11 protein-coding genes are annotated in these 23,075 nt (G+C 38.7%); 8 read left to right on the top strand and 3 right to left on the bottom strand.

Going from position 1 to position 23,075, the window contains the following annotated elements; genetic code table 11:
• Nucleotides 1–131: 131 nt before the first annotated feature.
• From OKW21_RS13910 to OKW21_RS13900, 3 genes are all read left to right on the top strand, one after another.
• Nucleotides 132–2,360, top strand: a complete 2,229-nt coding sequence (locus tag OKW21_RS13910; protein WP_277487683.1) for a RelA/SpoT family protein — start codon at nt 132–134, stop codon at nt 2,358–2,360.
• A gap of 85 nt (nt 2,361–2,445) precedes the next feature.
• Nucleotides 2,446–2,946, top strand: a complete 501-nt coding sequence (locus OKW21_RS13905; protein WP_277480185.1) for a Fur family transcriptional regulator — start codon at nt 2,446–2,448, stop codon at nt 2,944–2,946.
• 90 nt (nt 2,947–3,036) lie between these two features.
• Nucleotides 3,037–4,314 (top strand): adenylosuccinate synthase, encoded by a 1,278-nt coding sequence (locus tag OKW21_RS13900; protein WP_277480184.1) that lies wholly within the window; start codon nt 3,037–3,039, stop codon nt 4,312–4,314.
• A 3-nt stretch (nt 4,315–4,317) separates the two neighbouring features.
• On the opposite strand, the gene OKW21_RS13895 is transcribed toward OKW21_RS13900, so the two are convergent.
• Together OKW21_RS13895 and OKW21_RS13890 are read right to left on the bottom strand one after the other, a co-directional pair.
• Complete coding sequence (locus OKW21_RS13895) at nt 4,318–5,247, bottom strand: PorP/SprF family type IX secretion system membrane protein (RefSeq protein WP_277480182.1); 930 nt, start codon at nt 5,245–5,247, stop codon at nt 4,318–4,320.
• 56 nt (nt 5,248–5,303) lie between these two features.
• Complete coding sequence (locus OKW21_RS13890) at nt 5,304–14,342, bottom strand: T9SS type B sorting domain-containing protein (RefSeq protein ID WP_277480180.1); 9,039 nt, start codon at nt 14,340–14,342, stop codon at nt 5,304–5,306.
• Nucleotides 14,343–14,605: 263 nt separating this feature from the next.
• Here OKW21_RS13890 and OKW21_RS13885 point away from each other — a divergent pair, with 263 nt between their 5' ends.
• On the top strand, nt 14,606–15,403 hold the full coding sequence (locus OKW21_RS13885; protein WP_277480178.1) for a porin family protein: 798 nt from the start codon (nt 14,606–14,608) through the stop codon (nt 15,401–15,403).
• Here the strand turns inward: OKW21_RS13885 and OKW21_RS13880 are convergent, their stop codons facing one another.
• A complete protein-coding gene (locus OKW21_RS13880; protein WP_277480176.1) occupies nt 15,404–16,207 on the bottom strand; it encodes an alpha/beta fold hydrolase in 804 nt (267 codons plus the stop codon).
• Between the two features lie 183 nt (nt 16,208–16,390).
• On the opposite strand from OKW21_RS13880, the gene OKW21_RS13875 reads away from it, so the two are divergent.
• Genes OKW21_RS13875 through OKW21_RS13860 form a run of 4 tightly spaced genes read left to right on the top strand, consistent with a single transcriptional unit; the run spans nt 16,391 to nt 23,066 of the window.
• Nucleotides 16,391–17,011 carry a TetR/AcrR family transcriptional regulator gene (locus tag OKW21_RS13875; protein ID WP_277480175.1) on the top strand — a complete coding sequence of 207 codons (621 nt, stop codon included), beginning with the start codon at nt 16,391–16,393 and terminating at the stop codon, nt 17,009–17,011.
• On the top strand, nt 17,001–18,410 hold the full coding sequence (locus tag OKW21_RS13870; RefSeq protein ID WP_277480174.1) for a TolC family protein: 1,410 nt from the start codon (nt 17,001–17,003) through the stop codon (nt 18,408–18,410). The genes OKW21_RS13875 and OKW21_RS13870 overlap by 11 nt, the downstream gene beginning before the upstream one ends.
• 22 nt (nt 18,411–18,432) lie before the next feature.
• Nucleotides 18,433–19,632 (top strand): efflux RND transporter periplasmic adaptor subunit, encoded by a 1,200-nt coding sequence (locus OKW21_RS13865; protein WP_277480172.1) that lies wholly within the window; start codon nt 18,433–18,435, stop codon nt 19,630–19,632.
• Nucleotides 19,633–19,649: 17 nt separating this feature from the next.
• A complete protein-coding gene (locus tag OKW21_RS13860; RefSeq protein ID WP_277480170.1) occupies nt 19,650–23,066 on the top strand; it encodes an efflux RND transporter permease subunit in 3,417 nt (1,138 codons plus the stop codon).
• The last annotated feature ends 9 nt before the right edge of the window (nt 23,067–23,075 follow it).

Raw genomic sequence — 23,075 nt, 5'->3', positions numbered from 1 at the left:
TTTTTATTCTTTATTCTTTCACACCAACTATTAAGGTTTTGGATGGTGTTATGATATTGAATACTTTTTTTACATTCATATATTGCCGATTCAATTAATTAAACCTTTGGTGCTGTATGGCGCAAGATTCTATGTTGGTAGTAAATACCGAGGAAGAGAAAAAAGAAATCTTAAGAAGATATCGCCGACTGCTCAGGCAAGCAAAGCCTTACCTTAAGGATGGAGACGCTAAGCTGATCAAAAAAGCTTTTAACACTTCCATGGAGGCCCATCAGGATATGCGCCGAAAATCCGGGGAGCCTTATATATACCATCCACTGGCAGTAGCAGAAATCTGTATCAATGAAATAGGGCTTGGTACTACCTCAATTATCTGTGCTTTGCTTCATGATGTGGTAGAAGATACAGAAATAGAGCTTGAAGATATTGAGCATGAGTTCGGAGGTAAAGTAGCCCGGATTATTGATGGTCTTACTAAAATTTCAGGTGTGTTTGAATACGGAAGTTCTCAGCAAGCAGAGAATTTTCGTAAGATGCTTCTCACACTCTCGGATGATGTACGCGTTATTCTCATCAAGCTGGCTGACCGCTTACATAACATGCGTACACTGGACAGTATGCCCAAAAACAAGCAGCTTAAGATTGCATCTGAAACTATCTACTTATATGCTCCTCTGGCACATCGCCTGGGGCTTTATGCGATAAAATCAGAGCTTGAGGATTTGAATCTGAAGTTTACACAGCCTGAAAAGTATCGAGAAATCGCCAATGCGATAAGCACTACTAAAGATGCCAGAAGGAGGTTTATTAAAAAATTTATTGATCCGATACAGAAAGAGCTCAATAAACAAGGCTTTGATTTTGTCATCAAAGGACGCCCTAAATCGATTTACTCTATCTGGAATAAGATGCAGAAAAAAAATATACCTTTTCATGAGGTATATGACCTTTTTGCTATCCGTATCATCCTTGATGTTGTGTTAGATGAAGAAAAAGCAGCATGTTGGAAAATCTATTCCGTCATCACAGATTTTTATAATCCAAATCCCGAACGGCTGAGAGACTGGATCAGTACTCCCAAGTCAAATGGATATGAGTCATTACATACCACGGTGATGAGTCCAGGTGGGCAGTGGGTAGAGGTGCAGATCAGGACCAAAAGAATGGATGAGATCGCTGAAAAAGGGTATGCGGCTCACTGGAAATATAAAGATATGCCAAGTAGTGCACATCGGCAGTCAGGACTGGAAGATTGGATTTCTAAGGTAAGAGAGATACTGGAGCAGGCAAAGAGTGAAAACAATGAATCTGCTGTTGAATTTGTAGATGATTTTCGTTCCAACTTTTTCAATGAAGAAGTATTTGTATTTACTCCAAAAGGAGAACTCAGGACACTGCCACGGGGTGCCACCGCCCTGGATTTCGCTTTTGATATTCACACAGAGATTGGAGCCAAATGTCTGGGAGCTAAGGTAAATCAAAAACTCGTACCCATAAATTATATACTCTCCAATGGTGATCAGGTTGAAATATTAACTTCAAATAAGCAAAAGCCCAATCAGGACTGGCTAAGGTTCGCAGTGAGTTCCAAGGCAAAGTCAAAGATCAAAGAAATTCTAAAAGAAGAAAAAAAATCTGCCGCCTCAGAGGGAAAAGAAATAGTTAAGCGGAAGCTGAAGCAGATGAAAGTTGAGCTGAACAGCGAGATACTGGAGAAACTGACCAGTTATTTTAAAGTAAAAACTCCTCTGGACCTTTATTATCAGGTGGGAGAGGGGCTAATACCTGCTACATCAATTAAGAAATTTAAAGATGAGCTGGATGAACAGAGTGTGTCTACCAAAGGAAGGATTTCAGATGCCAAGTCGTTTTCACGTACAGTTTCCAAATTAAAAGGTGAGTCGCAAGACCTTCTTTTGATCGGGGATGACATGGATATTCTGGATTATAAATTAGCCAAGTGCTGTAATCCGATTCCTGGAGATGATGTTTTTGGATTTGTGACAGTTAATGAAGGTATTAAGATACATAGAACTAATTGTCCTAACGCCCCAGAACTGATGGCAAATTATGGCTATCGCATTGTACAAGCTAAATGGATGCCTCGTAAAGAACTAGCGTATTTATCCGGCTTAAAAGTTATAGGAACAGACAGACTTGGCCTTATCAATGATATTACGAAGGTTATTTCTGCTGAACTGAAAGTAAATATGCGTTCGCTTTCAATAGATACTGAGGGAGGAATCTTTGAAGGCAACATCATGTTATACGTACATGATAAATCTCACCTTGATACGTTGATCAAGAAACTGGAGAAAGTAAGTGGCGTAGTGAAAGTAACACGATTTGATTCTGACTAAAGCGAGTATCAAATAAAGAATATTGAAAGTTTACTTACTAAACGTCTGAGAAATTCTATATTTGTAACCAAGGAGCAATTCTTTTATGGCACTCAACCAAGACATATTTCAAAAAGTAAAAGATACATTCGTTAATTATCTGGAAGAAAAAAGTTATCGCAAAACACCTGAGCGCTTCGCGATACTGGAAGAAATTTATTCCAGAGATGGACATTTTGATGTAGAATCCCTTTACATCAGTATGAAAAATAAAAACTACCGGGTGAGTCGAGCTACGGTTTATAACACCCTAGACATTTTGGTAGAATGTGATCTGGTAAGTAAACATCAGTTTGGAAAAAATCTCGCTCAGTATGAAAAAAACTATGGCTACAAACAGCATGACCATCTCATTTGTACTGATTGTAATAAGGTAGTTGAATTTTGCGATCCTCGAATCTATAATATTCAAAAAATGGTAGGAGAGCTACTGGATTATAAAGTTGAACATCATTCACTAATTCTTTATGGAAGCTGCAATAAAGATAATTGTGTAAATAAGCCTGAAGAGGGAAGTGATGTAGCGAATGCTGAAAAATCTCGTTAATCTTCACTGATTTTATATTACTTTAGCCTTAACTTTGGTGTTGACAGCAATTGTTGACACCTTTTTTAATGTATCATGAAATTATAACTAATGAAAGTTGACGTACTGCTAGGACTCCAATGGGGAGATGAAGGAAAAGGCAAAATTGTAGATTATCTGGCCCCGAAATACAAGGTGGTTGCCAGGTTCCAGGGTGGTCCAAACGCTGGGCATACTTTAGAATTTGACAATATTAAGCATGTTCTACATCAAATTCCTTCAGGAATATTTCGTCAGGATATTATCAATATCATTGGGAATGGAGTGGTATTGGATCCTATTATTTTTAAGAAAGAAATAGAAGGGCTGAAATCCTTTAACCTTGATCTCACCAAGAACCTGTTCATTTCTAAAAAAGCTCAGATCATCCTTCCTTCGCATAGGCTCTTAGATGCAGCTTATGAAAAAGCAAAAGGTAAAGACAAAATAGGATCAACTTTAAAAGGCATAGGCCCTGCATATCAGGATAAAATTGGCCGTCATGGACTCAGGGTAGGTGATATACTTTCTGATAATTTTAATGAGAGATATCATAAACTGGTTGATGAACATAAGAGAAAGCTTTCTTATTTTGATGCGGTTGAGGATATGTCTACGCTGGAGGCAGAGTTTTTTGAAGGTGTTGAGCTCTTGAAAACTTATAACATAGTTGATAGTGAATATTTGATTAATCAAAAAATCAATGAAAGTGTCACTGTCCTGGCAGAAGGAGCTCAAGGTTCTTTATTAGATGTTGACTTTGGTAGTTATCCATTTGTAACCAGCTCCACTACTATCGCATCTGGTGCATGTACAGGTTTAGGCGTTGCTCCAAAAAATATCGGAAGTGTACTGGGAATATTTAAAGCCTACTGTACCCGAGTTGGTTCCGGCCCTTTTCCTACAGAATTGAATGATGTAACAGGAGAGACTTTAAGAAAAAATGGAAATGAATTCGGAGCCACTACCGGCAGGCCAAGACGTTGCGGTTGGTTGGACCTTCCAGCCTTAAAATATGCGGTAATGATTAATGGTGCTACCGAACTATTTATGATGAAGGCCGATGTATTGAATAGTTTTGAGGAAATAAAAGTGTGCACGCATTATGAATTGGAAAATGGTGAAGTAACCGATCATCTGCCTTTTGACATATGCGATGGTGAAATTAAGCCTGTGTATAAATCATTTAAAGGTTGGAATACTTCACTCGCTGATGCCAGACATTTTGATGAACTTCCTTACGAGTTGATGAAATACATTAAATATGTGGAAGATGAAGTTGGTGTATCTATCAATTTGATATCCACTGGGCCTAACAGAAACCAAACTATTATTCGTGAAAATGATTGACCATTAGAAATAAGCGTGGCATGGCCCTTTTCCTAATGGACGGCGGAAAGTTAACATAAACTCGTGGGTGCCATCAGTGTAATTACGAATACGAGAAAGTGTATGATCATATGCATAACCAACACTGAGATTTTTATTCAATAGCATTTCAAATAGCAAGATGATGGAGTCCCCGCTACGATAGGAGGCACCTACATTTAAAATTTCTTGTAAAAAAACATTTGTATTGATATCCACACCTATGGGTTGACCCTCCTGTACTCTAATGAGTCCGGAGGGTTTTATTTTTAAACCGGGAGATACATGAAAGACATGCCCTCCGGTCACAAAATAATATCGAGCCTCCCTGGCCTCAGAGATCACGTCTTCTTTGTCATAAACTTTATTATTAATGAGATATGGAATTGATATTCCCGCATAAGAAGTTTTATTACTAAAAAAAGCTCCCGTACCAAAGTTTGGGCTAAAACGGGTAACTGTTCCGTAAAACAAGGGATCATCAGGGTTAAATGTAGATAACTTAGTAAAATCTGAGACCATATAATTGAATCCGGCCTGCAAACCTAGCGAAAGCGTACCTACACCAATATTTAGTTTATAAGCATAACTACCATAAATGCTGTAATCATCATGTACACCTATTTTATCTCTGGAAACTAAAAGACCTAAACCTACCGGTCTGTTTTTTAGAGCAGAATGGGCTATGAAGCTACTTGTTTTAGGAGCCCCATCCACATTTACCCATTGATCTCTATGCAGTAAGCTTACACTGAGCTGAGGTTGATTGCCAGCATAAGCCGGATTTAGTACCAATCCATTAAACATATACTGAGAAAATATTGGTCTTTGCTGCGCAATAAGTGAATGCTGTAGCAATACAAAAATTCCAATGATCAGTATTATTAAGTATCTGTGTGTGTAAAATTTTAACATACTTTCATGGTTTGATTTTTAGGGGCAATTCTTCCTTGCCCCCAATCACATACTTACTATCTCAGTAATTCTAGATAACCCGAAACAGGTTCATCACCGTTTTTCTTATCAACGATATAGTAATAAGTACCTTCAGGTAATTCATCTCCTCCGATATATAATCCTCGATTTCCATATCCTTCAAAATAAACGCTTTCATTATCGTATTTGAAGTCTTCATATACTATGGCACCTGCTCTGTTATAAATTCTTACTACATTTTCATGATACTGCTCAATACAGCTGATCATGAACTTATCGTTTTTACCGTCTCCGTTAGGAGATACCCCATTATAGACATGAATTTGAGACTTTATCTCAGCCGTTTTGGTATGTTTACAGCCTTTATCGTCAGTAATAGTAACTTCATAGAATCCTGCGGGCTGATTATTCAGGATAAAGCCAGATTCATAACCGTCTGGTGTTATCCATTCTACATCTACAATCTTTATAGGTTCTACAAACTCTAAACGGATGGTTCCGTTAGGCTGAGAACAGATTGAAGGGGTGCTGATAACTTCAAATTCAGGCACATAAATGTCTTCTCCAACACTTACGGTTGCTGTTTCAGCGCTACAGCCTGTTAGTACATTACTAACTATGACAGTATATTCACCTGCACTCAGGAAGTTGGCGGTATTTGATCTTATGCTGCTAAAGACTAGTTCTCCTTCAGTATCATACCAGCTATATCTATAATCCACATCTGGCTCAACAAAGGTGCTGTCTAGTATAGCTGTGGCTGTTCCGTTTGGTGAATCACAACGTGTAACAGGAGTACTGCTTACGACAGGGGCAGGAATAATAGTAGTATCAGTTACAGCAATTACTTCTCCTGTGAAAGGCATACTGATACATCCGGTAACTTTATCACGAGCCAGAAGTGTAAATTGCCCAGATGCAAGCTCAGCGATTACCGGACCGGTAGCGATAGGCTTAGTGTTAGTATCAGTACCATTATACCAGAAGAAATTGTAGCGTGAAAGTTCTCCATTTACTACTGCACTAAGCTGTCCATTGGGAAGATTGTCATCACAGTTTGTCATTTGGAAATCATTATTAACAACGACCATGATTTCCTCCCCTCTACTATCTTCTACTACGATTTCTGCCCGTGATTCCTGGCAGTATGGTTCGCGTCTGTCTTGTACAACAACAGTATAAATACCATTCGTCAAACCTTCTATTAATGTACTATTGTTGGCTGAAGCAATGGGTTGAAGGTCATTACCAGTACCGCTAAACCAATTGATGATATAATCACCACTTCCGCCATTGATATTAGCGGCAATCGTTCCATCCGGTTGAATACAACTGCTATAATTGGTAGAAGAAGTATTGACCATGAGCGGAACTTCTATGCCTTCAATGGTATAGGTACGTGTGGTACTACAGCCTGTCAAGGTATCCATGACCCATACGGTATATTGACCAGGAACCAGATTTTCAATTTCAAGTGAGTTGTTGAAGCCGGGGATACTATCAGCAGGATTAGTAACACTATTTCCTGAATACCAACTGGTAATTACTGAAGTGCTATTTCGGACTTCTATTTCAATTTCTCCTTCCGGAAAATTTGATGGGTCACATGCTATAATTGGATCTGAAATGTCGTCCAGCGATACAATTATAGGTTCTGAGTTATCTTCAATTTCAAACTGAACTGGTAAAGCCGTACAACCGGTATGGATATTTTCAGCCACTACATAATAAATGCCTGCTACCAGGCTGTCTGCATGCATTGCATTTACATTCAGTCCATAAGTGGGAGTAGCAATTACAGTTGTGAGATCGCTCTCGTACCAGATGAACCGGAAGTCATTAGGATTAAGGGTACTACCCATCATTCTGACTTCTGAAACTTCAGCTTCACCATTTCCATAGCAGAAAGTTTGGTCGGCTAGTTTAGCCATTAATAGTATCGGCGTTACCTGTCTTAGTCTAATATCATAAGTTTCCGAAATTTGACAACCTGTTGACTTATTAGTCATCAGTACCTGATAAGAGCCATTTTGAAGATTACTCACCCTGCTACTGTCGGCATTGTAAACCGCATCAGTTGGCATAGGAGAACCGTCAGCCATAGCCCACTCATATCTATATCCCAAAGCTGGAACATTTGCCGGATCACTTTCTTCGCCCGCTACTTCAATGACACCTTCATTAACGCCTGTGCAGCTGATGAAGGGCAATAATTCCTCTTGATAAATCAATGGTGGGGTACTCTCATTTTCAATAATTACTTGCAGACTATTTGAAGTACAATTACCTGTAGTGGTATTAGTAACATAAACATAGAGTGTGTCTGCTGACAAACCTGTTATAGTATTCCCTATAATTGTACTTCCTAAATCATCAGTTATTGGTGTAGTTCCATCACTTTCATACCACTCAAAGCTATAATTAGTGAAATCTGTGATGTAATTACCATTTTCTCTGATTTCGGAAATAACTACTTCACCATTACCATCACAAGTAGTACTATGAGTAATATTAGCACTAACTGCAGTGAACTCTGGTAAATATGGATCAGAATCAATTGTATACCTTGCTAAAACTGTTTTACATTGGGTCTCAGGGTTAATAACCGAAACAGTATATTCACCAGCAGAAAGATTTGCTAAGGTAGTGGTCGCAGGCTGCGTTCCGCCATTCGTATCGCCATCATTGGGGGCTGCTTGTGCGGTAACATCTACACCATTCTCATCTTCCCATAAGACATCATAGCCACCAGCTGGATAAGTTACGTTTCCACTGTTATCCTCATCATAGATGCGGATACTGATCAAGCCGCTTCCCGGCGTGGCAGTATCACAATTACGATCAGGGGTATTGGATACAAGCTCAATTACAGTAGCAGGCACCTTATCTTTGATTTCAATGGTTTGAAATGAAGAAGCACAACCTGTCGTATTATTTATAGCATACACATAGTAGACCCCTACATCCAAGCCAGTTGCCTGTTCTCCAGTTTGAACATAAACTGCGGCATCCGTTATATCAGAGTTTGTTGTAGCTTCTGTTTCATGCCAATAGAAGGTATATTCTGACAAATTGGTAATTCCGTCTCCACTAGCAGAAATTATTACTTCAGCTTCTCCATTATTAGGATTGCAAGATGTTTTATGACTCACTAATTGAACATTATCATTGGAGAGGATTGGAATATCAGTATTAATACCTATATCAAATGTAATGGTAGTATCACATTTAGTTTCGTTATCTCTAAAGGTAAAACTATAGCTTCCGAGACTTAAATCTGTTAGTAGAATAGATGTTTGATCAGTTCCAAAATCATCATTCTGTGTTATGGATAATGCCGGTGCAGTATATGGATTTCCATCTAAGGTTGAACTTACAATTGAGTAACCATCATAAGGTGTAGAATCTCCATTCTTTTTCTCAATTGTTATATCAGCAGTACCATTGTCTCCTACACAGTATATATCAGGAGTTGTGATTACGGTAGCTACTGGTGCTTGAGAAATAGATTTTACCTCAAATGTGGTAGGTTCTGAACGACAGCCATCGGGACTTCCACTTGATGCATCAACAACTATCACTGTATAGAAACCAGGTTCCAGACCAGTAATTTCAGCTTGATTATTACCAGTTGTCGGTTGAGAGGTTATGATATCAAAATTGCTAATATCATCTATAGGATCAGCACTAGGGTTGATATATTTAGGGTTTTCACCTTCAAACCAGTAATAGTAGAAATCACTGTCATTATAGCCGAAGAATAAGCTGCTAGGATCAGATAATAATGTAGGGTCAACTTCACCTACAAGCCTTCCAGTATTTTTTGGGACACAAGCGTTCACATGCTCAACCTGACTTAAATTTGCAGGAGGAACTGGAGTAATACCAGCTGCTGCCGGTAAAGAGATTACTTCATCCTTATAGCATCCACTCACCTGATCAGTAATTCTTAACATGTACTTGCTAGTTCTTACGTTCTCTAGTGAAGCATTCGTTTCTCCAACAAGAGGATATTCATCAGTACTACCAGTATGCCATTGGTAAGTATAAGTACCTGATCCACCTGTAACTGCAGTGATATGTATTCCTCCATTAGGATTTATACAGTCATCTTGTTCATCAAAGCTTACAGTGAAACTAATGTTGTTTTGCGTTTCACTTTCTACTTCTACTGAATATGATACTGAGGCACATTCAGAATCAATATTGTTAGCTATAACGGTGTATACTCCAGGCTCTACATTTTGAAGTCTAGCAGTATTTGCAGAAGGGTGAGTCGCTGGATCTATTAAATCTGAAGCAGATGTGCTATTTCCTTCATACCATTCAAACGTATAGTTACTAAGATCATCCGCTATCGTAAATGTAGCGCCATTATCTTCTGAAAGATCAATATTGGTAACTTCTGCAACTCCATCAGGAGATGTACAAGAAGAAACTTCAGTACTTGCTAATGTTAAACGTATTTCGTTGCCCTGGATAATGTTGTCATTTAGGGTTACAACTTGAAAACCAGAACAGCCTGTGATGTTATTCTCAACTATTAACTTATAGGTGCCTACCGGCAGGCCTGTAATTTCATTATCTGAAATATTGGCTGTAGATATATTGGTTGAATTAATGTCTTTATCAATACCTCCATCTACCCACTTCCATGTAAAAGTGTAATCAGAATTATTCCCTCCAACATTTCCTATTAACGAGCCATTAGGATCATTAGAGTTACATGAACTTTGCTCAACTATAGTCACCGCAATATCAGTATATTGGCTTACACTAACATCATTTATTATCACTTGTGCTGTGTCTAAAGCGTGACAGCCTGAGCCATCATTTTTTACAGCTCTCACGGAATAAGTGCCAGCATCCAGTCCTTTAATAGTTGCATTATTCTCTCCACTAATTAATGGGGCGGAATTATTTTCAACATTATTTTTGCTGCCTGCATACCAATAGAAAGTATATAAACTTGTATCGGCTGCTGCACCCGAAGGTGCTACTAAATTGGCTCTTGCCTTACCACTATAACCTACACAGTATTGCTGATCTTGAAGTACTTGCGCTGAAATTTGATCCATATAGTCAGCAGAATTGTCATTCAGCACTAAAGAAATTAGTGTCTCACAACCAGTAGAATCGCTGGTTACTCGTACTTTATAATCACCAGCAGCAATATTAGTTAAACTATTAGCTACGGATGGCTGAGGGCTGACAGGTGTAGATGTATCTACCCCTACATACCAATAGAAATCATAATCGTCATTGCCTCCACTAAAGTCCAGCGTGAGCGAACCATCCGGCTTGCTGCTGTTACAGTTGGTTACAGCTAAATCAGTGATATTATAAGCAGGAAAAGCGGGTATATTTTCACCTACATCTATTTTATCAGAAGGAATGGAGACACAGCCTGTAGCTTCATTTTCAATACTGATTACATATTGACCGGCTTCCAGGTTTTCAAACAACCCACTATTGTTGCTGGCTAATTCGGTACTACCCTGGAGTAAAGTATACACATAAGTAGCTCCTGCTTCCGGATTGGCGACTACTGACTGTATACTTCCATCGGGTGAACATTTGGTTTGATCTGTAACCGTGAAGTTTGAAATTTCTGCTATAGGCAAAATGATTTTTTCATCCAGAGTAACTACCAATGAAGCGGTACATCTTGTTATCATGTGGGTAGCAACAACCGTATATTGATCAGTGAGTGTTGTGCTCAATGTATCAGGAGTCAGGGCAGTATTACTTACAATGACAGCAGATGGTCCTGAGGTAATAGTGCCTTGATACCAGGTAAAATCATACTCAATGGTATCAGAGGTTATGGTGAGCTGACCGTTATATGGAGCGTTACATGCAGACTGAACACTAGCTACATCAGCTGTGATACTATTAATAGGCAAGTCATCATCAATTTCTACTTCAATTCCGTTGCTGTATCTTCCGCAGTCTGTGCCTGGGTTATATGCTCTTAGTTCATAGATTCCTTTGGGCAAATCTTCAAAGACATGTTTGCTGCCGTTAAATATGGTGTCTTGAGCAGGGCTCAGTTGGATGAGCATATATTCATAATCAGATAGACTTGCTGTACTTCCGCTAGGAAGTTTAGCTGCAACACTACCATTAGGTGTTAAACAGTTGGTATTATCAGTTGCCTCAGGCTGATCCATTTCTGGCAAATCCAAGGTCATGTCAATAGTTTCGCTATCTGAGCAGCCCGTAAGTTTGTTGGTTACAGTAACTTTGTAGAGTAATGGCTTAAGGTTAGTAGCAGTATCTCCGATGGCTAAATCTATGTTATCTTGCTCTTCAACTGCCCACTCAACATCATATTGGGTTTCATCCACCGGATTATTATCTATCAGGACTCTAGCTTCACCATCGGCGGTACCAGGTGTACAACTGGAAACTGGCTGTAGTTCTTCCAAAGTGATGACTTGTGTGTCCGGCCAGCCTTCAAACTTCTCAACTCTTATAGTATCTGCGTTACCAAAACACCCGTAATCAGTATTTTCTACGACTATTCTATAAGTACCTGAATCTAAACCACTAAGTATTGCGTCGCTTCCTACAAGCTGTCCGGTATGAATGTCAGTCCAGGTAAAAGCATAGCTGGATGCCGGAAAGGGTGTGTCATCCGGAGCTAATACTTGCAGCTCACCATTATTAAAGTTTACTTCACCGGGACAGGTTCTATTATCTCTAACTTTTACTGCTTTAATTGGAAAAGGGAGGGGATTCACTGCTTTGCTCACTATTGTAGGAGTATCATCACATTCACGAATGCTTCCATTTAATTTTGTAAGTGGATAGAAGTCTTCATTGGTCATAGGAGCCCCAGTACTATCAATTTGACCAATATCATTTAGCGACACAAAAAGTGTAAACGCGCCTCTAAGGGCATTTACCATAATCGTTGTATCTACCTTTTGTCCAATTGCAATTCCACCGGGTACGTTTATATCAACAGTTTCCAGATAAGGGCTGTCATCCGTATTGCTATAAGAGCTTGTAGGATTAGCACCATAAAATGTAATAGGTACAGGTTTATTTACTGCCTGACTACCATTGTTTTCAAAAACTACTCTAACCTCAAACTGATTATCAGGGCAAACTGGTGGAGTGATTACCACTCCATCATCTGCGAAATCCAGTTTTGGTGAAGGGAATGTCAATTGGCCACAGAAACTAATCCTTGGAGATTGGTTCAAAAATTTATTGAGAGAAAAAGATGCTGGGGCAGAAGGATCATTACAAATCTGGGAAAAATTAAGATGGTGAGCCTGCTGAACCTTTGGTATACTTAAGTTATCGTTAATATTGACATTGAAATAATTGGTCTGATTCCAAAGGGCACGAGAAGGAACCCAATAGTTTCCTCCGGCAGCTTTATAAGCACGGATAAATCCGTTTGTCCTTGTACCACTTGTGGCTGGTGATGAACCAAAAGTATTTTCTTCTTCTCCACATGAAACGATAATCTCGGTTTCCCCATCTCCATCCACATCTGCAACAATTGGATAGTCTCCTTGAGTTTGGGAACTACAATAAGTCCCGTTCAATAAATTTAATGGGACACCTGTAGTTCCATCTACGATATATAGGTTTATTTCGTCTCTATAAACGATTTCAGATGATCCATCACCGTCAAAGTCAAATACCGTAGTACCGGTTACACCCGAAGAAGATTCCCAGAAATCATCATGATTGGCCCACTTTTCAGTAAAGTCATTATCCAGTGCAAATAATGAAGAACCAGACATAAAAGTAGCCTCAGGTTCAGCATCATCGTCTATGTTCGCGATATTAATATTACCTAAGCCTCTCTCCCAATAGCAGAGGTCTCCATTATCACAATTGTTACCATTGACATCCGAAAATGTGCCTTTGATTAATCCAGGAATCGTATTGCCTGGCCTTAAAACAGTATAAGTCTTCACTACATCATTGGCGATATCCCAAAAGAAAGCAGTGGTCGGACCATCATGTCCTCCGTTAGCGCCTCCCATGATTACATCCAGACTTCCATCCAGATTATAGTCTACTACAGCAGTTTGGCTATAATTTTGGTTGCCCCAGTCAGCGTCGGCAGGATGATATCCGGCATAGCCGGCTGGTTTGTTACCCGCATCATCCATATTCATAGCTTCAGTAAGGCTATTTCCCGCAGTTCCTCCGGTATTAGTAATATTTACAGTATAAATAATGTGACCTACTACCAATTCTAAACCAGGTGATGAAGGTATAATTTCTACTGCTACAGGGACTGCATTGAGCTCAGTATACCAGTTATTTGCCGAAGGATACATGCTGCTACCATGACTTCCTTTAATGAGTAGTGTGCCGGTTTCTGCATCCCAGACTTCGTTGACAGTATACAATTCAGCGCTTCCATCATGGTTAAAATCCGCCAGGGCTAATGGCCTACCAAATCCTGTAAAGCTGCTGGTCTGCGTCCATTTCAATGTGAGGTCATGTTCATAAACTCGGATAACACCATTCAGATCAATCGTAAATATTTCTCCAAATCCATCTCCGTCAACATCTCCTACGGCAGGATAAGCAAATACACTTCCGTTTTTAATTCTAATTTGGTTGAGGGTAACACCTGTCCGCCCGTCTAAAATATAGAGCCAGCCGGTTTCACTATTCATACTAATTACCTCTGGGTATCCATCCTGGTCTAAATCAGCCACACTAGGCATGCCTAAGGCGGCACTTGTAAGGATATCAGAATCCCAGGCGGGCTCTATTTCAAAGACATTACCTACAGGCTGAGCCTCACAATCAGGTTTAATGGTGATATAATCGTTTGGATTATCTGGATCATCAAGACAGTCGCCATCATAATAATCTACAAAGCCATCACCATCATCATCTACACCATTTCCACAATCAGATTCAATTCCACAGTTCGGATCTGTCAAATAGCATTTTGCTTCAAGATCAAGGCAATCTGCAAATCCATTACCATCATTATCTATTCCATCTCCACAAATTTCCACTTGTGCTTGGGCAGTCAATGAAAATAGAAAAAATATTATGCTTAAGTATTTGTATAAGTGTTTCATAAGGGTCAGGTATTTAAGTAAAGAGCATACCTACTCACTCGATACAATAGTATATGTAAAGAAAGGGATATATAAGATAATTTTAAGCCAATTAATTATTAGAATATTACAATGTATTAGAAGTATCCTTATCTGATGAATAATTGTATTTATCTAATATAAATTTGAATAATATAATTACTCCTTTTTCAGCTTATGTAATAAAGACCTGATGGAAAGAGGAAATCAAATGTAGAGTGGTATAATTATCGTACATAGAAAACGTGAAATACTCATACTTTCCGATGAAGATTAATGCTTACGTAGTAATTTTACTATTTTTTCTCTCAGCCCTACTGAACTATGCCCATGCACAAATACTAAGGCTTGGTCCTAAGGCAGGGGTGCAGGTGAGCCGCGCTTTGTATGATAATAAGGAGTACTATGACCAATTCAATAGCAATTTTGGACTTGGCTATCATGCAGGATTGGTAAGCAATGTAAAGGTAAGCGAGCTTTTTTCTTTACAAACGGAATTGCTCTATAATCAAGTAACTAAGCGCTTGAAGGGAATTGAAACAGCTGATTTTAACCAGGAAAAATACGACTTTATTTCACTCCCTGTTTTGATTAGAGTATCTCATAGCTTAGGGTTTAACCAATTTTACTTTAACGCAGGGCCAAACGTTTCTTATTGGTTAGGAGGTAAAGGAGTGTTACGAACCGGAGAGTTAGCGGAATATAATCTGGAGGAGCTTCATTACACCATTACTTTTGATCAAAATCAAGCTGATGAAAATATAATGGTGGTTACTCATCCAAATCGGTTTTTATTAGGAATTGATGTAGGTTTTGGTGGTTTGTTACCCATCCAGAAGCATCGTCTCATGTTGGATTTCAGGTATACTTTCGGTCATACCAATATGGCCAGGCTCGAAACTCAGTACATTGATATACTTGGTTTTGACGATGACCTGAACTATTCAAACCATGTTTTCAGTTTTTCCTGTGCCTATTTAATTGACTTTGACTTACTCACGATGAGCACAAAAGGAAAGACGATCAGCAATAAAAAGAAGTGATCAAAACACAAACAGCTCATCCTTCGCCACTTCTTTGATCAGATTGTTATGACCTGTATTGAGCATAAATAACTCAAATTGATTTAATCGTTTTAGCAGAGGTTCCACACTTTGCTGAGTAATGATTCTATCATATTTTCCAAGGTACATTACTAGCTGAATTTCTTCCTCATTGATTTTATTTGCTAAAGATTCAGGCGTTGGTCTGAGCTTTCTGTATGTAAGCCATGTAGAATATACTTTTTTTCTGTTGCTAACATTATTCATCTGGGATTTTGCGAATTTTACTACACCCTTATCCAGAAGGGCCATTTTTTCTAAGGCGTTGATGGTGATATAGAACCAGAATGGATGGTAAATGGTATGCTTAAAGATTTTTCTTGCCCAGTAAGGGTAAGTAGCTAAGTCATACCAAAAGTTAGTTTGTATCCCATCCGGGGCAATCAGTAATAGCTTATTGATTTTTATTTTTGAATTTTTAAGAATACTCATTACCACCTTTCCTCCCAAACTATATCCACATAAATTGATATCACTTACATTTTCCTGAACGGTAAGCTTCTGCAAAGCACTGACCAGAATGTCTGCTGATAAAGGAGTTTCACAATTCTTCCATTCACTTTTTCCGTGAAAGAATAAATCAAATGAAAATAGTGTGTATTCTGTTCCTAATCTTTTAACAAGTGGCTGGAAAACGGAAGCATCCTGGCCATATCCATGAAAACAGATGAGAGCTTTACTTCCATTGCCATACTTCAGATAATGTAAAGTAGCTCCCTTATAATTGATAAACTTACTTTCCAATGCTAAAAAAAGGTATATGATAACTCAAATTTTGAAAGTTTGCTAAAGAACAGAAATTTTTTTAAAAAAAGGCGCAGAAAAGAAAACCTCCTCCTTTCACGAATCGTTAGCGATCATAGAAACTAAGAAAAACACTTCAGTTTCCATAGTGACAGCGCACCGATAGTTATTTTAAGAATAGAAGTGGAGAGTAAAGAACAAATTGCACAAGTAGCAGAAGGCCTTTTTTTAGCTTATGGAGTAAGAAGTGTCACTATGGATGACATTTCTAAAAAGCTAGCGATATCCAAGAAAACAATCTACCAACATTTTAGAGATAAGGATGAAATTGTTTGCCTTGTTACTGAAAGGGTAATGGAAAGAGAAGGTGAGCAGATCAACCGGATTAAAACAGAAGCCAATGATGTTATTCATGAGTTGATACTTCTATCCAAATATATTCGTGAACATGGTCAAAGCGTGAATCCTTCCGTACTTTTTGACCTGCAAAGGTACCATAGAAACGCTTGGGAGATATACCTCAGATTCAAGGAAAATGTTTTTTTGTTTTCATTAATAGATACCCTTAATCGCGGAATAGAAGAAGGTTTTATCAGGAGTGAGATAGATGTTGAAGTTTTATCTCTGCTACGGTTAGAAGAGATGCAAATGGCTTATGACGCAGATTTATTTCCGAGGGATAAGTTCAATTTTAAGATGGTACAAAATCAATTGTTTGATCATTTCGTACATGGGATTTTGACAAGAAAAGGTTTGGACACTTTATATCTTTATCAGGAAAAAAAGAACTCTAATGAAAAGTAAATTTTCTACTGTTTTAGCAGTATTATTCATTGTTATTGTATTCCAACTTCCAGCACAGGAGTCAGATACCACTACTATGACCGAAGCAATGAGCCTGGAAGATTGTCTGGAATATGCTTTTGTGAATAGTGAAAATATTCAAAATGCATTACTTGATATTCAGATTGCCAAAGCTGATGTAGGTGTTACCAAAGCCCAGGGGCTACCACAAATTGATGCTTCTGTTGTTTACACAAATAATTTTGCAGTACCCACAGTTTATCTTCCAGCCGGAGCGGGAGACTTCATTGGAGGAGGGGGTGGCAATGGAGGACAAACACCTTCCGATGAAGAAGTGGCTTTAAGGTTTGGTATTCAGCATCAATCCAATGCCACAATCAATGCCAGTCAGATGATTTTTGATGGTTCTTATTTTGTAGGTTTGAAAGCAGCCAGAGCATTTGCAGAACTTACCAGAAAGGATTACCTCCTGACCAAGAGCAATATTGCTGAGCAGGTTTCAAAAGCATATTATACTGCCTTAGTGACTAAAGAAAGAACGGCTGATCTAGAAAGTAACTATCAGCGACTGGATTCATTGTTAAACGAGACCACTCTCATGTTTGAAAATGGGTTTGCTGAAAAAATTGATGTAGACCGTATTAAAGTGCAATACAACAATGCCAAAACGCAATACAACAATGCTATTCGTTCCACTGAAGTTAGCTTACTGACACTTAAATTTCAAATGGGAATGCCTATAGATACTGAGATTGAATTGTCTGAAACAATAAAAGATATAGAAGAAAACTGGTCAGTGGAAGATGAAAGCGAGTTTCAATACGAAGACAGGTTTGAGTTTTCACAGCTTCAACAAAATAAGGAATTAGTAGAGTTGGATATAAAAAATAACCGTACCCAATACCTACCTAAGCTTACTGCCAATGCTAATTTTGGTTACAATAATGGAGCTGATAATCTGGGGCGTCTTTCTGATTTGAGCCGCTGGAATGAATTGGGCTCATGGGGAATCAATCTAAGCATACCCATTTTTGATGGTTTTTTGAAATATAACCGGATACAGAGAAATAAGCTTCAGCTACAACAGCTCCAAAACTCAAGAAATTTGCTTATGAACAGCATTGACCTGGAAATTATTCAGGCTAGGGTTGAACTGGAAAATAATGTTGAAAATTTGGAGGTACAGCGTGAAAATCTGGAGTTGGCTGAAGAAGTATTCAGAGTTACAAAAATAAAATATCAAGAAGGTGTAGGTTCTAATTTAGAAGTAACTGATGCCCAATATGCACTTGAACAAGCTGAAACCAATTACTATAGCGCTATGTATGATGCTTTGATCGCTAAAGTAGATTTACAAAAAGCATTGGGAGTTTTAATTGAAGACCCTGAATCAAACTAAAATAGTTTTAAGAATTATTGAAATGAATAAAGTAAGAGCCCTAATAATTACTGTACTGATTCTGAGTGTTTACGGATGTAGTAATGAAACAGGAGACCTGGAAGCTAAGAAACAACAGATCCAAGACTATAAGAGTCAGATTCAAGCATTAGAATCAAAAGTAAAATCTTTGGAAGAAGATATTGCTTCCAATGATCCTACATTTGTCTCTTCAACTGATAGAAATGCCACATTGGTAACTACTATTCCTATCAGAGAAACTACATTTAAGCATTATGTAGAAGTAAGAGGAGAAGTAACATCTCGCCGCAATGTTACAGTTAGCGCTCAGGTACCAGCTATGGTAGTCAAGGTACCTGCTACTGAAGGAAAAAGTGTTCGTAAAGGTGAGGTGCTGATTACACAGGACGCTGAGACCATCAGAACAAACATAGATGAAATAAAAACTTCATTGGAATTGGCTGAAACTCGCTTTGACAGACAAGCAAATCTGTGGGAGCAGAACATTGGTACTGAGTTTCAGTATTTAGAAGCGAAGAATGCTAAAGAATCCTTAGAACGTAAGCTGGCAAGTTTGAATGCACAGCTTAGTAACTATATTATACTCGCTCCATTTTCAGGTACGGTTGATGAAGTATTCGTGAAAGAAGGAGAAATGGCACAGCCAGGTGTTCCTATGTTACGCCTGGTAAGCCTTAGCAATATGTTTATCAAAGCCAATATTTCTGAAGCATATCTTGGACAGTTTGAGAAAGGGGATTCTGTTGAGGTCCATTTCCCTACCTTAGACAAAACTACGTATACTACTATTAGCTCAGTTGGTCAGGTAATCAATCAGAATAACCGCACTTATTCTATTGAAGTGAAAATCCCTGGTGATGAATCTTCACTCAGGCCTAACATGCTTGCTGAACTAAGACTTAAAGATTTTGAACAACAAAATGCTAATATAATTCCTACCAACCTGATTCAAAATGATAATCAGGGTGACTTTGTCTATGTGGCCTCATCAGTAGAAAATGGAGAGGGACTAGTAGCTCAGAAAAAACATATCACTATCGGGAAAACTTATCAGAACCAGACCATGGTGGAATCAGGGCTCTCTGGGGATGAACGGCTGATTGACCAGGGTTTCAGAAATGTCGCCGAAGGAGTAATGGTAAGAACTGATGGTGGCAGTAGTATCCAGTCTTTGAATGCAAGCTCTCCAAGTACTGAATAATTCAAATAATAGTATTCATGGATCAAAATAAAAATCAACTTATACGGGAGTTCGGTTTAAGCTCATTATCCATCAACAACCGGACAAGTGTTATTATATTATCCTTCATTATTATAGTGATGGGTGTCATATCCTACATCAGTATGCCGAAGGAAAACTTCCCTGAAGTTGTAATTCCAACAATATATGTCGGTACTCCTTATCCAGGCAACTCACCAGTAGACATTGAAAACCTCATAACACGCCCTATAGAGAAAGAAATTAAGGGCATCAATGGCCTGGACAATGTATCCTCTACTTCTATACAAGATTACTCAACTGTAATTGTGGAGTTTTCACCGGATATTGATATATCCCGGGCTTTACAAGATGTAAAAGACGCAGTTGATCAGGCAAAAAGCGAGCTTCCTAATGATCTGGATCAAGACCCAAATGTATTTGAGGTCAATCTATCAGACTTACCAATCATGTTCATTAATATTTCTGGTGAATATAGTCTGGATGAGCTGAAGCAATACGCAGAATATCTTCAGGATGAAATAGAGGGGCTCAGAGAAATACAGGAAGCAAATATCAGCGGTGCATTAGAAAGAGAGATTCGCATAGAGGCAGACCCATATAAAATGGAATCTCTAGAAGTATCATTTTCAGATATTCAGAATGCAATCGCCGCTGAAAACGTAACTATTTCTGGAGGAAACCTTAAGGCAGGTGAGTTTCGCAGGTCTCTGCGTGTGATAGGCGAGTTTGACAATGTATCTCAAATAGGTGATGTTGTAATTAAAAACGAAGATAATGAGGTTGTATACCTCAAAAATGTAGCAAACGTAGAAGATACTTACGAAGAAAGAAGTAGTTACGCTAGGAGTAATGGTGATCCGGTAGTGACATTGGATGTGGTGAAAAGAAACGGTGCCAATGTGATTGACGCTTCCGATAAAATAAAGGAAATCATAGCGAAGGCGGAAGAAGTACGATTTCCTGAGGCCCTTGATATTGTCATTACAAATGATCAGTCAAAATACACCCGTATACAATTAAATAATCTAGAAAACAGCATCATCTCGGGGGTAATCTTAGTCGTATTAGTGCTGGCGTTTTTTATGAATCTAAGAAACGCACTTTTTGTAGGTATAGCTATACCACTTTCAATGTTGATGTCTTTTATGCTCCTCAATTTCTTCGGCATTTCCATTAACCTGATGGTACTTTTTGCACTGATACTTGCCTTAGGTATGCTGGTTGATAATGGAATTGTAGTGGTTGAAAACATTTACAGGTTGATGGAAGAAGGATATTCTTCGATTCGGGCTGCTAAAGAAGGAGTGGGAGAGGTAGCTTTACCAATTATTACTTCTACGGCAACTACGCTGGCGGCATTTTTACCGCTTGCTTTCTGGAGTGGATTGATTGGTGAGTTCATGCGCTTTCTTCCCATTACATTGATTGTAGTTTTATCTTCATCACTTTTTGTGGCGCTGGTTATCAATCCGGTGCTTACATCTATGTTCATGAAGCTAAAAACAAATCCTGACAGAAAGAAAAGAAGAAGGTTGTGGATTGTAGCAGCATCATTAGCCACTATTGCTATCGTGTTTTATATCGTTAGTAATTTTACTATAGCAAATCTTTTAATGCTCGGTGCATTACTAATACCGTTTAACCTTTACTTACTTTCTCCCGCCATTGATTGGTTCCAGAATGTGTTTCTGACTCGTCTTGAGAAGTACTATTCCAGAACAGTGAATTTTGCTTTACGTGGCCTGCATCCTTTTTTTATCTTTTTTGGTACTGTCGGCCTTTTGGTGTTCTCTATCATGTTAGTAGGTTGGAAACAGCCAAAGGTTGAGTTCTTCCCGAGTAGTGATCCGGACTACGTAAATATTTTTATTGAAAGACCCATTGGAACAGATATAGACATAACCAATGAGCTGACAGAAAGCGTAGAAGATAAAGTTTTTGCGGTTTTGGATGAGTATAATTATGTGGTTGAATCGGTAATTTCTCAGGTGGGAGAAGGTGCCAGCGATCCATCACAAGGACCTAGTCCGGGCAACACACCCCATAAATCCAAAGTCACTGTTTCGTTTGTAGATTATGAACTCCGTAAAGGAGTTTCCACAACGAAATTGATGGAACAAATGAGAGATGCCATAGGAGAGTATCCAGGTGCTCAGGTTTCTGTAGATAAAAATCCGGTTGGCCCTCCGGTAGGAAAACCAATTAACATTGAGGTGAAAGGTGAGCAATATGATAAGCTTATAACGCTGGTAGATCAGATAAGGGCCAACATTGAAAATGCGAACATTGGAGGGATAGAAGAACTAAAAACTGACCTTGAGACTGGTAAACCTGAGTTGTTAGTAGACATAGACCGGGAAAAAGCCCGAAGATTTGGCCTGTCAACATCTACCATTGCTACCGAATTAAGGACGGCCCTCTTTGGTAATGAAGTGTCTAAATACAAAGATGGAGAAGATGATTATCCAATCAACTTACGACTCAGTGATGATTACCGCTATGATGTGGATGCTTTGATAAATCAGAAAGTTACTTTTCGTGACAAATTTGGTAATCTTAAGCAGATCCCCATTTCTGCAGTTGCGGACGTTGAATACTCATCTACTTATGGTTCTGTTAAAAGAAAAGATACTGATCGTGTCATTACTATTTTTTCCAATGTACTGGATGGATACAATGCCACAGAAATAAATCAGCAGATTCAGGAGTTGATCAATGAAATGGATATTCCGGCAGGTTATGAAGTTAGTTTTACCGGTGAGCAGCAGGAGCAGGAGGAGTCAAGCCAGTTTTTGATCCGAGCACTTTTGATTGCGGTAATGACCATCTTCCTGATCATTGTAGCTCAGTTTAACTCAGTCACAACCCCTTTCATCATCATGGCATCCGTTCTTTTAAGTACGATCGGGGTGTTTCTGGGATTGGTAGTATTTGATATGAGCTTCGTAGTGATCATGACTGGTATAGGTATTATTTCTTTGGCAGGTGTAGTAGTAAATAATGCAATTGTATTGATAGACTACACTAATTTGATCAGAGAAAGAAGAAGAGCAGAATTAGGCGTCAAGGAAGATGAGGTGCTACCTTATCACGAAATTGTAAGCAGTATTATAGATGGGGGAAGAGTACGTTTACGTCCGGTGTTACTCACAGCTATTACTACTGTGTTAGGACTCATACCATTAGCGATTGGCTTAAATATCAATTTCTTCACTTTGCTTTCAGATTTTGACCCACAAATTTATTACGGTGGATTCAATGCTGACTTCTGGGGGCCTATGGCATGGACCGTAATATTTGGACTCGTCTTCGCTACTTTCCTTACCCTGGTAGTTGTACCGGTAATGTATTTACTGGTTGATAAGTTAAAAATGAAAGCTTTTGATAAACGAAAGGTGGCTAAAGTTTCATAGCCTAAACAA

It is taken from the genome of Catalinimonas alkaloidigena, from assembly GCF_029504655.1.
Taxonomy (GTDB): Bacteria; Bacteroidota; Bacteroidia; order Cytophagales; family Cyclobacteriaceae; genus Catalinimonas; species Catalinimonas alkaloidigena.
Note: the sequence above shows the minus strand (reverse complement) of the source record. Positions and strands in the feature narration are given on the sequence as shown.

What these genes read in the sequence shown, in the direction of transcription:
- OKW21_RS13910 (WP_277487683.1), top strand. Translation starts at nt 132, where the DNA reads ATGTTGGTAGTAAATACCGAGGAAGAGAAAAAAGAAATCTTAAGAAGA.
- OKW21_RS13870 (WP_277480174.1), top strand. Translation starts at nt 17,001, where the DNA reads ATGAAAAGTAAATTTTCTACTGTTTTAGCAGTATTATTCATTGTTATT.
- OKW21_RS13865 (WP_277480172.1), top strand. Translation starts at nt 18,433, where the DNA reads ATGAATAAAGTAAGAGCCCTAATAATTACTGTACTGATTCTGAGTGTT.
- OKW21_RS13860 (WP_277480170.1), top strand. Translation starts at nt 19,650, where the DNA reads ATGGATCAAAATAAAAATCAACTTATACGGGAGTTCGGTTTAAGCTCA.
- OKW21_RS13895 (WP_277480182.1), bottom strand. Translation starts at nt 5,247, where the DNA reads ATGTTAAAATTTTACACACACAGATACTTAATAATACTGATCATTGGA.
- OKW21_RS13890 (WP_277480180.1), bottom strand. Translation starts at nt 14,342, where the DNA reads ATGAAACACTTATACAAATACTTAAGCATAATATTTTTTCTATTTTCA.
- OKW21_RS13905 (WP_277480185.1), top strand. Translation starts at nt 2,446, where the DNA reads ATGGCACTCAACCAAGACATATTTCAAAAAGTAAAAGATACATTCGTT.
- OKW21_RS13900 (WP_277480184.1), top strand. Translation starts at nt 3,037, where the DNA reads ATGAAAGTTGACGTACTGCTAGGACTCCAATGGGGAGATGAAGGAAAA.